Origin of the sequence: Peteryoungia wuzhouensis (genome assembly GCF_003205195.1) — a bacterium.
GTDB classification, from domain to species: domain Bacteria; phylum Pseudomonadota; class Alphaproteobacteria; order Rhizobiales; family Rhizobiaceae; genus Allorhizobium; species Allorhizobium wuzhouense.
In genome coordinates, this window is the sequence record NZ_QJRY01000007.1 from 257,649 (window position 1) to 272,194 (window position 14,546).

At 62.5% G+C, this 14,546-nt stretch carries 15 protein-coding genes and 1 tRNA gene; 9 read left to right on the forward strand and 7 right to left on the reverse strand.

The genetic code is table 11. The features are described 5' to 3' along the window. The first annotated feature begins 155 nt into the window (after positions 1-155). The gene (locus DMY87_RS18950) at positions 156-1,094 is read left to right on the forward strand and encodes a DMT family transporter (RefSeq protein ID WP_245408973.1); all 939 of its coding nucleotides are present in this window, start codon (positions 156-158) and stop codon (positions 1,092-1,094) included. 110 nt (positions 1,095-1,204) lie between these two features. On the opposite strand, the gene ald is transcribed toward DMY87_RS18950, so the two are convergent. Then, the gene (gene ald / locus DMY87_RS18955) at positions 1,205-2,323 is read right to left on the reverse strand and encodes an alanine dehydrogenase (protein ID WP_110793202.1); all 1,119 of its coding nucleotides are present in this window, start codon (positions 2,321-2,323) and stop codon (positions 1,205-1,207) included. A gap of 159 nt (positions 2,324-2,482) precedes the next feature. Between ald and DMY87_RS18960 the strand changes: the two genes are divergently transcribed. The 4 genes from DMY87_RS18960 to DMY87_RS18975 all read left to right on the forward strand — a co-directional run bounded on the left by DMY87_RS18960 (position 2,483) and on the right by DMY87_RS18975 (position 5,984). Then, positions 2,483-2,944 (forward strand): Lrp/AsnC family transcriptional regulator, encoded by a 462-nt coding sequence (locus DMY87_RS18960; protein ID WP_110793203.1) that lies wholly within the window; start codon positions 2,483-2,485, stop codon positions 2,942-2,944. A gap of 91 nt (positions 2,945-3,035) precedes the next feature. Further along, complete coding sequence (locus DMY87_RS18965; protein ID WP_110793204.1) at positions 3,036-3,371, forward strand: PilZ domain-containing protein; 336 nt, start codon at positions 3,036-3,038, stop codon at positions 3,369-3,371. A 178-nt stretch (positions 3,372-3,549) separates the two neighbouring features. Continuing rightward, positions 3,550-3,888, forward strand: a complete 339-nt coding sequence (locus DMY87_RS18970) for a PilZ domain-containing protein (RefSeq protein ID WP_110793205.1) — start codon at positions 3,550-3,552, stop codon at positions 3,886-3,888. Between the two features lie 107 nt (positions 3,889-3,995). Further along, on the forward strand, positions 3,996-5,984 hold the full coding sequence (locus DMY87_RS18975) for a bifunctional 2',3'-cyclic-nucleotide 2'-phosphodiesterase/3'-nucleotidase (RefSeq protein WP_110793206.1): 1,989 nt from the start codon (positions 3,996-3,998) through the stop codon (positions 5,982-5,984). Between the two features lie 65 nt (positions 5,985-6,049). On the opposite strand, the gene DMY87_RS18980 is transcribed toward DMY87_RS18975, so the two are convergent. Next, entirely contained in the window at positions 6,050-6,988 is a 939-nt protein-coding gene (locus DMY87_RS18980; RefSeq protein WP_110793290.1) for a LysR family transcriptional regulator, read from the reverse strand. A gap of 131 nt (positions 6,989-7,119) precedes the next feature. Between DMY87_RS18980 and DMY87_RS18985 the strand changes: the two genes are divergently transcribed. Next, positions 7,120-7,734: an FMN-dependent NADH-azoreductase gene (locus DMY87_RS18985; RefSeq protein ID WP_110793207.1), complete on the forward strand. Its 615-nt coding sequence runs from the start codon at positions 7,120-7,122 to the stop codon at positions 7,732-7,734. Positions 7,735-7,904: 170 nt separating this feature from the next. Here DMY87_RS18985 and DMY87_RS18990 read toward each other — a convergent pair whose 3' ends face one another. Further along, positions 7,905-8,222 (reverse strand): HlyU family transcriptional regulator, encoded by a 318-nt coding sequence (locus DMY87_RS18990; RefSeq protein ID WP_110793208.1) that lies wholly within the window; start codon positions 8,220-8,222, stop codon positions 7,905-7,907. A 322-nt stretch (positions 8,223-8,544) separates the two neighbouring features. Here DMY87_RS18990 and DMY87_RS18995 point away from each other — a divergent pair, with 322 nt between their 5' ends. Beyond that, positions 8,545-9,534 (forward strand): alpha/beta hydrolase, encoded by a 990-nt coding sequence (locus DMY87_RS18995; protein WP_110793209.1) that lies wholly within the window; start codon positions 8,545-8,547, stop codon positions 9,532-9,534. A 17-nt stretch (positions 9,535-9,551) separates the two neighbouring features. On the opposite strand, the gene ilvA is transcribed toward DMY87_RS18995, so the two are convergent. Next, the gene (gene ilvA, locus DMY87_RS19000) at positions 9,552-10,766 is read right to left on the reverse strand and encodes a threonine ammonia-lyase (RefSeq protein ID WP_425353514.1); all 1,215 of its coding nucleotides are present in this window, start codon (positions 10,764-10,766) and stop codon (positions 9,552-9,554) included. A 134-nt stretch (positions 10,767-10,900) separates the two neighbouring features. On the opposite strand from ilvA, the gene DMY87_RS19005 reads away from it, so the two are divergent. Further along, positions 10,901-12,355, forward strand: a complete 1,455-nt coding sequence (locus tag DMY87_RS19005; RefSeq protein ID WP_110793211.1) for a TrkH family potassium uptake protein — start codon at positions 10,901-10,903, stop codon at positions 12,353-12,355. A gap of 148 nt (positions 12,356-12,503) precedes the next feature. Continuing rightward, positions 12,504-13,136: a hypothetical protein gene (locus DMY87_RS19010; protein WP_245408974.1), complete on the forward strand. Its 633-nt coding sequence runs from the start codon at positions 12,504-12,506 to the stop codon at positions 13,134-13,136. Between the two features lie 30 nt (positions 13,137-13,166). Here the strand turns inward: DMY87_RS19010 and DMY87_RS19015 are convergent. The 3 genes from DMY87_RS19015 to wrbA all read right to left on the reverse strand — a co-directional run bounded on the left by DMY87_RS19015 (position 13,167) and on the right by wrbA (position 14,397). Then, positions 13,167-13,251: transfer RNA gene (locus DMY87_RS19015), tRNA-Leu, on the reverse strand. A gap of 132 nt (positions 13,252-13,383) precedes the next feature. Beyond that, complete coding sequence (locus DMY87_RS19020; RefSeq protein WP_110793212.1) at positions 13,384-13,647, reverse strand: PilZ domain-containing protein; 264 nt, start codon at positions 13,645-13,647, stop codon at positions 13,384-13,386. Between the two features lie 153 nt (positions 13,648-13,800). Further along, positions 13,801-14,397 carry an NAD(P)H:quinone oxidoreductase gene (wrbA, locus tag DMY87_RS19025; RefSeq protein WP_110793213.1) on the reverse strand — a complete coding sequence of 199 codons (597 nt, stop codon included), beginning with the start codon at positions 14,395-14,397 and terminating at the stop codon, positions 13,801-13,803. Positions 14,398-14,546 lie beyond the last annotated feature (149 nt).

Consider the following 14,546-nt stretch of genomic DNA (forward strand, 5'->3'; position numbering starts at 1 on the left):
GCAGAAATCGTCGTTTGTCCAGCACCTGTGGTTCAGGCTAGCTATCGGACAGACAACGAGGCCACAGGCCGCCAGAACCATTCGGGCACCTGGACCCTATGATTGAGTTTTTCCCATATCGGCAGGAATGCCGCAAGCGCAGTTGGAGACACGATATGACGACCTCAAAAAGCATGAGCGGCCGCGACTGGGCCATGCTGACCGCTCTCTCGGTCATCTGGGGCGGCTCCTTCTTCTTCACCGGGATCGCGGTCAAGGAGTTGCCGCCCTTCACCATCGTCGCCGCGCGGGTCGGGCTCGCGGCCCTCGCCCTTCTCGTCGGCCTCGGGATCGCAGGCGTGCCTATGCCGAAATCGATGAAGGTCTGGGCCGCCTTCTTCGGCATGGGGCTGATGAACAACATGATCCCCTTTTCGCTGATCGTCTGGGGACAGGGCCATATCGCCAGCGGCCTCGCCTCGATACTCAATGCGACGACTCCGCTTTTCGGGGTCGTGGTCGCGCATCTGCTGACCCGCGACGAAAAGATGACCGGCGGGCGGCTCGCCGGCACGGTCGTCGGCTTTGCCGGGGTGGCGCTGATGATCGGGCCTTCGGCGCTGTCGGGGCTCGGCTCGCATCTCCTGGCCGAACTTGCCGTACTCGGGGCAGCGCTCTCCTATTCGCTTGCCGGCATCTTTGGCCGTCGGTTCAAGGCGATGGGCATCGACCCTATTGTCACGGCTACGGGCCAGATCTCGGCCTCTGCCGTCCTGATGATCCCGCTTGCCCTCTTTATCGACAGGCCCTGGACCCTGCCCGTTCCGGGTATCCCGACGATCGCCGCGATTGTCGCGATCGCGCTCGTCTCCACTGCCCTCGCCTACATCATCTTCTTCCGCATCCTGGCGTCTGCCGGTGCGACGAACCTGATGCTGGTCACCTTCCTCATTCCGGTGAGCGCCATCCTGCTCGGCTGGCTCTTTCTCGGCGAGGTGCTCGCGACCCAGCACTTCATCGGCATGGCGACGATCGTTGCCGGGCTGGTGCTGATCGACGGCCGCCTCCACCGGCGGCTCCTCACCCCATCCACCCGAGGCTCCCTGCCCGGCTGACACGCCGGCATAAAAAAATGGGCCGGCCGATGGGATGGCCGGCCCAGATCGGCCGTGACACAATACGACTGCCGGCCAGACGTTACGTAAGGTGACCGGAGAGTGCGACCTTACGCTACGTTCAACACGGCCTCCGGCGCATGGGCCGGGTAACCGAGCGCATCCGCAACGGGCTTGTTGGTGACACGTCCCTTGTGCACATTGAGGCCGTTGCGCAGGTGGCGGTCCTCGGCAATCGCCCGCAGACCGCGATCGGCCAGCGCCAGACCATGGACCAGGGTCGCATTGTTCAGCGCATGGGCCGAGGTGATCGGAACGGCGCCCGGCATGTTGGCGACGCAGTAATGCACGATGCCGTCAACCACATAGGTCGGGTCGGAATGGGTCGTGGCATGCGAGGTCTCGAAGCAGCCGCCCTGGTCGATGGCGACGTCGACGATGACGGCGCCCTTCTTCATGCCGGAGAGCATTTCGCGGGTCACGAGCTTCGGTGCTGCAGCACCGGGGATCAGAACGGCGCCGATGACGAGATCGGCCGAGAAGCATTCCTGCTCCAGCGCATCGATCGTCGAATAAACGGTGTGCACACGGCCACCGAAGATGTCGTCGAGCTGGCGCAGGCGCGGCAGCGAGCGGTCGAGAATGGTGACGTCCGCACCAAGGCCGACGGCCATCTTGGCGGCATGCAGACCGACGACACCGCCACCGATGACGGTGACCTTGGCCGGAAGGACGCCGGGAACGCCGCCGAGCAGGATGCCGCGGCCGCCATGGGCTTTCTGCAGGGCCGTTGCACCCGCCTGGATCGCCAGGCGCCCGGCGACTTCCGACATCGGCGCCAACAAGGGCAGGCCGCCGCGCTCATCGGTCACGGTCTCATAGGCAACGGCCGTCACACCGGAGTCGAGCAGGCCCTTGGTCTGCTCCGGATCCGGTGCCAGATGAAGATAGGTATAGAGGATCTGGCCGTCCCGCAGCTGCGCCCATTCGGAGGGCTGCGGTTCCTTGACCTTGACGATCATGTCGGACTTTTCGAACACGTCCTTGGCGGAGGCTGCGATCTTCGCGCCAGCGGCGACATAGGCGTGGTCATCGGCGCCGATGCCGGCTCCCGCTCCCGTTTCGATCAGGACATCATGGCCATGTGCCACATATTCGCGGACCGCACCGGGGGTCAGACCGACACGATATTCATGGTTTTTGATTTCCTTCGGGCAACCGACACGCATCAAGCGTTCCTCTCATTTTTCCGCGGCCGCAGCCGCATTGTTTCAGACCCCGAAATTCAAACATTCCCGGCGGAAAATGTCCTTGCAAAATGAAGGCTGGAGCGCGAAACAATTCGCAGCTTCTTGCGTCAGGAAGCCCAAAAATGGGGAAAGCTGCGAATGGCGGAACTCGATGCCATTGATCGTGCCATTCTGAAGGCACTGCAGGAGAATGGCCGCATGACCAATGCGGAGCTGGCGGAGAAGGTCGGACTGTCGCCTTCCGCCTGCTCGCGTCGGCACGACATGCTGGAAAAGTCAGGCGTCATCAGCGGCTATCACGCCCGCCTCGCCCACAAGGCCATCGACTACAAGATGATGGTCATCGTCCATATCTCCCTGTCCGGCCAGTTCGCCAAAACGCTGACCGAGTTCGAAGCGGCCGTCAAACGCTGTCCCAATGTGCTCGTCTGCTACCTGATGTCGGGCGAATATGACTATATCCTCAGGGTCGCGGCCAAGGATCTCGAAGACTACGAGCGCATTCACCGCGACTGGCTCTCGGCCCTGCCGCATGTGGTCAAGATCAATTCGAGTTTCGCGCTGCGCGAAATCATCGAACGCCCCAATGTGGGACTTTAGGGAATGTCCCGAAAATTCTAATGATTTGATTTAGCCTGCCCTTACGCATGATTGGTAGTGTCACCTGATCATCGTTCGTCAGGATCGTGCAATGACCAACAATCTCGCCATGGATGTTCGAAAATCTCCTCGCAGCCGCGTTCGCATGGACAGCAAGGTCCGGCACCTCCAGCAGGAGGCGAACGGGCGGGTAATCAACATATCCCGCACCGGTCTGGCGCTGGAACTGTCGGGCAAGCTGCATGCGGCAGCGGGCAGCTCCGTCGTGATCGAAAACGACGACATCGGCCTGCTCGAAGGTGTGGTGCGCTGGAATTATGGCGGACGCCTCGGCGTCATGTTCAAACCCAACAGCAATTCGCTTGCGAAGATTGCGGCCTATTTCCGCAACTTTCATCAGGAAGTGCGCCCGGTGCTGACCCGCTAACATCGCGTCTGCCCTGATCCCCGCCGTTTCACGGTAAACGGGGGGATAAGACCCTCCAATACCCGAAATATGCCGGGGCATTCCACGGCATCTTAACGACCTTGGTCAGTCGCCGTTAAGGCGCCCGGCCGAGGTTTTCTGCGTTTCTTTCCTTGTTTTTCATGGAGCGCAGATTTTCATGCTTGCCATTCAACAAAGCGCCGACGGCCGGCGCGCGCAGCGCATCCGGTGCCATATCCGCGCCACCCTGCAATTCCTCACGCAAAAACTCGATTGCCGCATCATCGACATTTCAAGAACCGGCATGGCGGTGCAACTGCATGGCTGGATCGAGGCGAAACGCGGCAGCACCATCATCCTCACCTGTCCGGAACTCGGGCATGTCGAATGCAGCGTGCGCTGGTACAGGGCCGGCAAGATGGGCCTGGAATTCGAGCAGACCAGCAATATGGTGGCGCAGATCACCGCCTATTTCCGCAATTTCCACCGCGACCCGAAAAACCTCCGGCCATCCTGACGACATCGCGGTCACGTCTCACCCCTGTCATTTTGCAGGTGCAACTGTCGAGAAAGCGACCTAACATCGGTCGCTTTCAGCACCTGTCCATCGCCGGGAGACATGACATGCCCTCATTGGTCGATCTTCACCCCTTCAGCCGCCGCTCCTTTCTCGGAGGCATCGCAGCCACCGCCACCCTGGTGGCGCTTCATCCGTTCGCGGCGCGCGCTGCGGGCAATCAGGCGCATCTGAGACTGATGGAAACGACGGACATCCATGTCAATGTGATGCCCTACGACTATTATGCCGACAAGCCGAACGACACGATGGGGCTTGCCCGCACCGCATCGATCATCGATGCCATCCGCGCCGAGGCCGGCAATTCCATGCTGATCGACAATGGCGACTTCCTGCAGGGCAATCCGATGGGCGATTACATGGCCTATCAGCGCGGCATGAAGCCCGGCGACGTGCATCCTGTCATCAAGGCCATGAACGTTCTCGGCTATGATTGCGGCACGCTCGGCAATCACGAGTTCAACTACGGCCTCGAATTCATGTTCAACACGCTGGCCGGCGCGCAATTTCCCTTCGTCTGCGCCAACCTGACCAAGGGCCAGCTTGCTTCCGACCCGAAGCAGGACCCGCTCTATTTCAAGCCCTACCACATCATCGAAAAGCAGATCCGCGACGGCTCGGGGGCAACGAGCCCGATCAAGGTCGGTTTCATCGGCTTCGTGCCGCCGCAGATCATGCTGTGGGATGCAAAGAACCTTGAGGGCAAGGCGATGACGCGCGACATCCTGCAGGCGGCGCGCGCCTGGGTGCCGCAGATGAAGGAGGACGGTGCCGACATCGTGATTGCGCTTTCCCATTCCGGCATCGACGGCCATGGCGAGGCGGAAGGCATGGAAAACGCCTCGCTGTATCTCGCCGGTGTCGAAGGGATCGATGCGATCTTCACCGGCCACCAGCACCTCGTCTTTCCAGGGCCTAAGGATTTCGAGAATGTCCCTGGCGCCGATGCCGCCCGTGGCACGCTGCTCGGCAAGCCCGCCGTCATGGCCGGCTTCTGGGGATCCCACATGGGCCTGATCGATCTGCTTCTCGAAAAGGACGGATCGCGCTGGAAGATCGTCGACTTCACCTGCGAGGCCCGGCCGATCTATCACCGCGACGACAACCGCAAGATCGTGGCGGACGTCAAGGACAAGGCGGAAGTCGTCGCCTCGGTCGCGGCCGAGCATCAGGCGACGCTCGACTATGTGCGCACGCCCGTCGGCAAGACCTCGGCCCCGCTCTATTCGTATTTCGCCCTGGTTGCGGACGATCCGTCGATCCAGATCGTCTCGATCGCCCAGTCCTGGTATATCCGGCAGATGCTGAAGGACGGGCCGCACAAGGATCTTCCCGTGCTTTCGGCCGCCGCCCCGTTCAAGGCCGGCGGGCGCGGCGGCGCCGACTATTTCACCGATGTCCCGGCCGGCGATATCGCGATCAAGAACGTCGCCGACCTCTATCTCTATCCGAACACCATCCAGGCGGTGGCAATCACCGGCGAGCAGGTGAAAAACTGGCTGGAAATGTCGGCCGGCATCTTCAACCAGATCGAGAAGGGGGCGAAAGACGTCCCCCTGATCAATCCGGACTTCCCGTCCTACAATTACGACGTGATCGACGGCGTCACCTACCAGATCGACCTGACCAAGCCCGCGCGTTACGACAAGGACGGGAAGGTGGTGCATCCGGAATCGAGCCGCATCGTCAACCTGCAATTCGACGGCAAGCCGATCGACCCGGGTCAGACCTTCGTGGTGGCCACCAACAACTACCGGGCCGGCGGCGGCGGCAAGTTCCCCGAGATCGCCTCCGACAAGGTCATCTTCGTCGGGCCGGACACCAATCGCGATATCATCGTGCGCTACATCGTCGAGCAGGGCACGATCAACCCGTCCGCCGACGGCAACTGGTCCTTCGCCCCGATCGGCGACACCTCCGTCACCTTCGAGACCGGCCCCAGGGCGCGCGAACATCTGTCCGGTTTCAAGGGGGCCAAGATCGAGGATGCCGGCGATGGCGCAGACGGCTTTGCGAAGTTCCGATTGACGCTCTGACGCGACGGGATCTTTGCTGTTTGGACCCCAAGTGTGGAATCGATTCAAGACATTGAATCGATTCCCTAAACCACTTTTGCAAGCGGCGGGGCGGCGAGATCCGCGGGGCAATTCGACAACCGGTCCTCGAAAGCGCGGACCAGCCATGTGCCGGCCGGACCCGGCGGATTGTCCGTCCGGCGAATGGCATAGAGATTGTACGATCCCTGTTCATAGGCCGGCAGGTCGAGCTGCACGATACGGCCCTTGGCGAGATCATCGCGGATGATCGAGACCGGCAGTCCGCCCCAGCCAAGACCGCCCCGGATCAGCTGATGCTTGGTGGCCATGTCGCTCACCCGCCAGGTCTTGAAGGAAAGCACATTGAAGTCGCGACCCGAGGTGAGATCGGAGGCGTCGCTGACAACGATCTGCGTCTCCTCCCGCACGTCCTGCAGCGACAGCGTGCCCTGGCGGGCCGCCAGCGGATGGCCGGCTGCGGCCGCCGGAAGGAGGAAGTTATGGCCGATGCGATCGACAATCAGCGTGTCGTCCTGACGGGTCGGTGCCCCACCGATGCCGATCGTCGCCTTGCCGCTCAAGACCAGCTCCACCAGCCGTCCAAGTTCGCCAACCTCCAGGCGCAATGAGACGGAGGGGAACTGCCGCTGGAAGTCACGAAGCACTGCCAGGAGCGCATCGGTTGGCACAAGCACGCTGATGGCGATCGACAGTTCCGCCTCCAGCCCCTGGCGCATGCTGCGGACCTTGGCGCGCATCACCTGCAAATCGCCAACGATCCGCCGGGCATCGGTCAACATCGCCCTGCCCTCGTCCGTCAGCCTTGGCTGACGCGTGCCGGTCCGGTCGAAGAGCGTCACACCCAGCTGGCTCTCGAGATTGCCGATCGTGTAGCTCACCACGGACTGGGCACGGTTGAGGATCCGTGCGGCGGCCGAAAAGCTGCCGGCATCGGCAACGGCCAGAAAGACCTGAAGCTGGTCGAGGGTGGGATTGGCATCCATGGCGCGGCGATCATCCATCCAGTTATTCGATATGACCAATCTATATTATCACAGTTTCATCGATGCGTCGCCGGGTCTAGATGCATGGCTGGCCTGCTCCCAAGGGCCCTCCATCATTCGAGGAATTGCACATGTCGTCCATCCTGCTCGTCACCTCCAGCCCGCGCGGCTCGGAATCTTTGTCCAATGCCATTGCAACGGAACTGGCCGAAAAGTTCGCCGCATCTGCCGGAGCCAAGCTCGTTCGGCGTGACCTCGTCGAAACCCAGCTCGACCATGTCGACGGCACCTTCACCGCCGCCATCCGCAAGCCGGCCGATGACCGCACGGCCGAAGAGTCGCAAGCCGTCGCCCTGTCCGACAAGCTTGTCGAAGAACTGATGGCTGCCGACACGATCGTCATCGGCACCGGCCTGATCAACTTCAACATCTACTCGTCGCTGAAGTCCTGGATCGACCACGTTGCCCGCGCCGGCCTCACCTTCACCTACACCGAAAACGGTCCCGTCGGTCTTGCCAAGGGCAAGAAGGCCTATCTCGTGCTTGCCGCCGGCGGCATCTATTCCTCCGGCCCCGGCGCCCCGATGAACCATGCCGAGCCCTACCTGAAGACGGTTCTTGGCTTCCTCGGCATCGAACTGGTCGAGACGGTGTATGTCGAAGGCGTCGCCTATGGTCCGGAAGCGGCTGAAAAAGCCGTTGCCGCCGCCCATGCCAAGGTCGCAGAACTGGCACTCGCCGCCTGATCCACCGCCCGCAATGCGCAAACGACCGGCGGTCGCCCCGCCGGTCGTTCAGTTTTTATAGAGATGTTCGGGTCAGAACCTGTGTGCGCCCCTGCACGCGCCTACGGTCAGGCGTCATCTAGACGGTCCTGTCATCGTCACGCCGTCAGCGAAAACCGGGAAAACCTGCGTCAGACGCTGCGCTTGTCCGCACCATCGCCAAACAGGGACGGCCCATTCTGGTCGATGATCTGTCGCGCCTTGCGGAAGGTGCCTTCCATGGCATCGTCGCGGGAGCTGAACACATCGGCGCGGATAAAGCTGCGCTCAAGCAGCTTGCCGTCGATTTCGCGCTCGATTCGCCCGGCCAGCCGATACTGACTGCCTTCGGCGATCGGCGCTGCATGGATCAGGCAATCCTTGTAGGCCTCGGGTTCGGCTGCGGGGGCTTGAGCGACGCCTGAAGGGCCGCCCGTGAACATAGACAGGATGCGTGACAGAATAGACATGCATTTTCCCTAGCATGGCCGGTGGCCGAACGAAAGACGTTCGGTCACCGCTGGCATGCACTGGAAATCGCAAAAGCCTGCGTCGATCCCCACGCCGTCATCCCAGAGAGTTCGGGCCTGGCAGCTCTCCTGGTCGCGGCGGACCGATTTGCATTCGAAGTGGATCCTTTCTTCGAAACTCGGCGGGCATCCCCCAACCTCGCCCATCCGGGGCAGACGCCCTCACCGAGCCAGGTGGAAGCCATCCGGCCGCGACGACTTCCATCGCGGCACCGTCCTGATAAGGTCGCGGTTGGCCTGGAGGGGCCGGGGGGCATTCGAAATGCGGGTCGCCATGGGACTGTTGATCGCCATCGTCGTCATTGCAGCGCTTGCGCTCGCCCTCATCCATCGGCGGCCACCCGATCTCGCGCTGGAGCGCAGGTCGCCACTGCCCGCCGGTGTCGACATCACATCGGTTCAAGCCTTCATCGCCGGTGAAGAGGACAAGGCGGGTTCGATCCGCAAGGGTCTCGCCAAGCAGATCGTCTGGGCTGATCCGCTCCATCCGGGCCGGACCGCCCTCTCCGTCGTCTATGTGCACGGCTTTTCCGCTTCGCCGGCCGAACTGCGCCCCCTGCCCGACCGCGTGGCGGCAGCGCTCGGCGCCAACCTGTTCTTCACGCGGCTTGCCGGCCACGGGCTGGAGGACCCCGACGCGCTTGGCCGGCCGGTGCTCGGTGACTGGACCGCCGATCTCGAAGAGGCTCTTGCCATCGGCCGCCTGCTGGGCGACCGGGTCGTGGTGATCGCGACCTCGACCGGCGCCTCGCTCGTCACCTGGGCCCTTGCCCGGCCCGGCCTTTCTGAGACTGTCGCGGCCACTGTCCTGCTGTCGCCCAATTACGGCATCCAGGCGTCCGGCAGCTTTCTGCTGACCGGCCCCTTTGCGAAAGAGATCGCCCATCTGGTGATCGGCGCCCGGCGCGGCTTCGAGCCCGTCAATGCGCTGAATGCCCACAACTGGACGACAGATTATCCCGTCGAGGCCCTGATCCCGATGGCTGAGGCCGTGCGGCTCGCCGCCTTCACGCCGGTCGAGGACATCAAGGTGCCGGCCTTTTTCGTCTATTCGCCCAGAGATTTGGTCGTGAGGCCGGACCTGACGGCTGCGATCGCCATCCGCTGGGGTGCACCGCATGAGAGCTTCGACCCAGGCACTACGGGAGACGCCAACAATCATGTGATTGCCGGCGACACCTATTCGCCAGCCACCACCGAACCTATCGCAAAAGCGATCGTCAACTGGCTCGGCAGACAGGGGATTCGGTAAGTTCGGCGCCCCCCTGATCAGATGATCAGGTTGGCCAGGATCTCATTGTCGGTGATGTCCTCGAAGCCGAGACCTGCCGCCTCGAAACGGGCAAACAGGCCTGCAAAATTGTCCCGATGCCGAGTTTCGATGCCGATCAGGATCGAGCCGAAATTGCGGGCGGACTTCTTCAGATATTCGAAGCGGGCGATGTCGTCTTCCTGCCCGAGCAGGTTGAGGAAGTCGCGCAGGGCGCCTGGACGCTGCGGCAGGCGCAGGATGAAATATTTCTTCAGTCCGGCGTAGCGCATGGCGCGCTCCTTGACGTCCGGCAGGCGATCGAAGTCGAAATTGCCGCCGGAGACGACGGCGACGATCGTCTTGCCGGCAATCTCTTCGGGCGGCAGGAGATCGAGCGCCGCCAGCGACAGGGCGCCGGCCGGCTCCAGCACCACGCCCTCGACATTCAGCATCTCGGTCATCGTCACGCAGATGGCGTTCTCCGGCACGATCACCACCTGGTCGGCGCGGAAGTGCTTCAAGGCCGCAAAATTGTGGTCGCCGATGCGGGCAACGGCGGCACCGTCGACGAAGTTGTCCACCTTTGGCAGCGTCACGACGTCGCCCGCCTCCAGGCTGCGGCGCAGGCTGGGCGCGCCGGCCGGCTCGCAGAAGACCATGGCATCGGCCGGCAGACGTTTTGCCAGATACCCCGTCATGCCCGAGGACAGTCCGCCACCGCCAACCGGCATCACCATGAGATCCGGCGTCACGCCCTCGGGCAGTTGCTGCACGATCTCGGCTGCCACCGTCGCCTGCCCCTCGATGATATCGGGATGGTCGAAGGGCGGCACCATATAACCGCCGATTGCCTCGACATGGTCGCGGGCCGCAGTATAGCACTGGTCGAAGATGTCGCCGACCAGGCGGATGGTGATGAATTCGCCGCCGAAGGTGCGGGTCTTGTCGATCTTCTGCTGCGGCGTCGTCACCGGCATGAAGACCACGCCCTCAACGCCGAAATGGCGGCAGACATAGGCAAAACCCTGGGCGTGATTGCCGGCGGAGGCGCAAACGAAGGTCGTGCCCTTCGGGCTGTCGGCCACGATCTTGCGCAGGAAGTTGAAGGCGCCGCGGATCTTGTAGGACCGGACAGGCGTCAGGTCCTCGCGCTTCAGATAGACATTCGCTCCGTAACGCGCGCTCAGGTGATCATTGAACTGCAGCGGCGTTTCGGCAAAAAGACCGCGCATCGCCTGCAGCGCGTCGTCGACTTCCTTGGGCCTCACCGCGTCTCTCCGTTGAATTCTGAACCGTGTCCCGCTATGGCATAGACACCCGGCAGAGACAAAGCCTCTTTGCACTGCCAACCAACGGAAGACATTCCTTGAACGCCACGCTGTTCCGTTCCGTCGTCTATATCGCCGCGCTCTGCGGGCTTTATCTTTCGACAGCCATGCTGATCCCCGCCATGGTGGATCTCTATTACGGTTCGGACGACTGGTCCGTCTTCACGGTGTCTGCGGCCCTCGTCGGCGGCCTGTCGCTGACGGCGGCCATGGCGACGCGCGGACCGCCGCCGGCCTTCACCAAACGCATGGGCTTTCTGCTGGTCAATGTCCTGTGGGCCGTGTTCTCCGTGGTCGGCGCCATCCCACTCTATTTCTCGAACCTCGACCTCACCTTTGCCCAGGCGCTTTTCGAATCGATCTCCGGCATCACCACGACCGGCTCCACCGTCATTTCCGGCCTCGACACCCTGTCACGCGGCATCCTGATGTGGCGCGGCCTGCTCGCCTGGCTCGGCGGCATCGGCATCGTGGCGCTCGGCCTCTTCGTCCTGCCCTTCCTGCGCGTCGGCGGCGTCTCCTTCTTCAAGATGGAATCCTCCGATATCGGCGACAAGCCGTTTGCCCGGATCGCCACCTTTACCCGCGCCTTCATGGCTGTCTATGTCGCCATCACCTTCGCCTGCATCGTGTCTTACGACGTCGCCGGCATGAGCCATTTCGACGCCATCGTGCATGCCTTCTCGACCGTCGCGACGGCCGGCTTCGGCAACCACGACACATCGTTCGCCCATTTCGACAGCCTGACGATCCTGTGGATCTCGACCTTCTTCATGACGCTCTGCAGCCTTCCCTTCTCGATCCTGATCGTGCTCGTGGTCAAAGGCCGGCTGGATGCGCTGCGCGACCCGCAGATCCTCGTCTTCCTCGGTTACATCTTCGCCTTTGCCTTGGCCGCCGGCCTTTACAATCATCTGCAGAACGGCATCGCCCTTCCGGTCGCGCTCACCCATTCCTTCTTCAACTTCTCCTCGATCCTGTCGACGACGGGTTTTGCCAGCGAAGACTACACGCTCTGGGGGCCGTTTGCGGTGGCCGCCGCCTTCTTCGCCACCTTCATGGGCGGCTGTTCCGGCTCGACTGCCGGCGGCATCAAGGCCTATCGCTTCGTCATCCTGTTCAACATCATCGTCAGCGGGCTGAAGCGGCTGATCTATCCGAACGCCGTCTATTCGGTGCGCTACGGCAACCAGATCGTCGATGCCGACACCCAGCGCGCCGTCTTCCTGTTCTTCAGCGCCTATATCTTCATCTGGGCGATCGGCTCGATGGCCATGGCGCTCGCCGGCTATGAATTCGCGACCGCCACGTCCTCGGTCATCACGGCGCTGTCGAATGTCGGTCCCGGCATCGGCCCCCTGATCGGCCCGGTCGGCAATTTTGCGATGATGCAGGACCCGGAACTTCTGATCCTGTCGCTCGCCATGCTGCTCGGCCGCCTGGAAGTCCTGACCATGCTGGTGCTGCTGGTGCCGATCTTCTGGAAGTCCTGACAGCGGAGCCTCAACCGTCCCGGCCTTGAGGCCGTCACCGCTCGGCAACGGCTCCCCCGGACGCTGCGGACGTCGCGACGTTGCGCTTGACGGCAAAGGGTGGATCTTCCCACACTCGTCACACATGGCGATGGAGGACGAGAATCACATGCGTTCCAAGATCTCAGCACGCCGCCTCTGGCGCGTCTGTCTGCGGCCCGCCCTGCTCGGGGCGGCGTTTGTCGGCTCTCTGGCGGTTCTCGAACCGCCGCCGCTTCATGCCGGCCCACTGCTCGATGCAGCGGCCGAAGCCGAGCGCAAGGCTGCCGCCGGTGATTCCTCCGGCGCCTTCGAGGCGATCCATGCCGGCATGGCGCGCTTTACCGCCAGCCTGCCACTGTCTGTCCCGCGCGCGCTCTTCGTCACGGAAACACCCACCGCCTACCGCGCCTACACCGCCAAGAAGGAGCCGATCTTTGAAGCGGGCGAATCGCTTCTCGCCTATGTCGAGGTGCTCGGCCTGCAATGGCAGCCCGTCGAGGGTGACCGCCACCAGGCGCATTTCACCGTCGACCTCGAACTCTCCGACGACAAGGGCAAGACGCTCGCGCTGCAGAAGGAGTTTGGCAATTTCACCTTCACCGCCCATTCGCCGGCGCAGGAGGTCTATACCCACCTCACCCTCGACGTCTCAGGCGCTGCCCCCGGCGCCTATATCCTGCGCTACACGATCAACGACGTCGCCGCCGAACGCTCGGTCCCCTTCGAACTGCCATTCACACTGGTGGAGAAGAAATCTTAGGGTTCTGCGTTCGCCGCTGGCCCGATGTCTTGGTGCGGACGACGGGGGTCGAACCCGTATACCCTGAGGTGAGGGATTTTAAGTCCCTTGCGTCTACCAGTTTCGCCACGTCCGCATGCGCGTCCTGTTTCATCCAGTTGCGCGAAGGCGTCAAGGGTCGAAACGGGTCACGCGGTACGGCGATGTCTGTCTGCAACGGGTGGCATGTGCGTTTGCGGCGGCATGGCTGGCTCACTGGGGCCGTGTCTCAGCCTGTCTTGGCTTCGACGAATTCGACACCCATTTCGCGCTGCGTGCGCCATTTGACGGCGCAGTCATGGGCGGTGCCGTCCTGGAAGCGCAGGCTGAAGCGCGGGGGGATGTCCGCCGTGCTCTCGAAGACCACCTTGGCGCCAATCGGCGAGAGGTTGCGCACCATGCAGTCGAAGGTGGAGCGGCCGCCCGCCAAAACCGCGCGTCCCGCCTTCAGGGCGCGCAAACGTGGCTCTCGTCGCCTCTCTGTTTCCGGCATGACACAGTCCTGTCTCTGTTCAATGGTCACAGGATCGCATTTCGGGCTGAACGATATTTAAAATCAAATACTTGCATTTTAAATATCGTAGAAAAAAACAAAAAAGGGCGGAGCCGAAGCCCCGCCCTTCATCTGTGATCGCCTTCGCCGAAATCAGGCGAGCTTGGCGGCCAGCTTGGCGACATGGGCGCCCTGGAACTTGGCGGCTTCCAGTTCGATGTCGGACGGCTGGCGCGAGCCGTCGCCGTCGGTGATCGTGGAAGCGCCGTAGGGCGAGCCGCCCTTGACCTGCTCGACACCCATCTGGCCCTGGAAGGCATAGGGAAGGCCGGCATAGACCATGCCGTGGTGCAGGAAGGTCGGGATGAAGCCCATGATGGTGGTTTCCTGGCCGCCGTGCTGGGTCGCGGTCGAGGTGAACATCGAGCCGAGCTTGCCGGTCAGCTTGCCCTGCGCCCAGAGGCCGCCGGTCTGATCCCAGAAGTTGCGCATCTGCGACGCAACCGTGCCGTAACGCGTGCCGGCGCCGACGATGATGGCGTCGTACTGGTCGAGTTCATTCGGATCGGCGATCTCGGCCTTCTGGTCGACCTTGTAGTAGGAAGCCTTGGCGACATCTTCCGGAACCAGTTCAGGAACGCGCTTGACGGTAACGTCGGCGCCGGCCGACTTTGCGCCTTCCGCGACGGCATAAGCCATGGTCTCGATATGACCGTAAGCCGAATAATAGAGAACCAGTACCTTTGCCATGTCGTATCTCCCTTTATGAAGCTGCGGCCACGCCGCGTGATGGATGTGCCACATGTAGCGCATTCCGTCGTCTCGACCAGTCACGCGCGCACGAACGCAGTGTTCAATCAATGATGGCCTTTACTTCTCTTCGCAGACACAAAACGGTA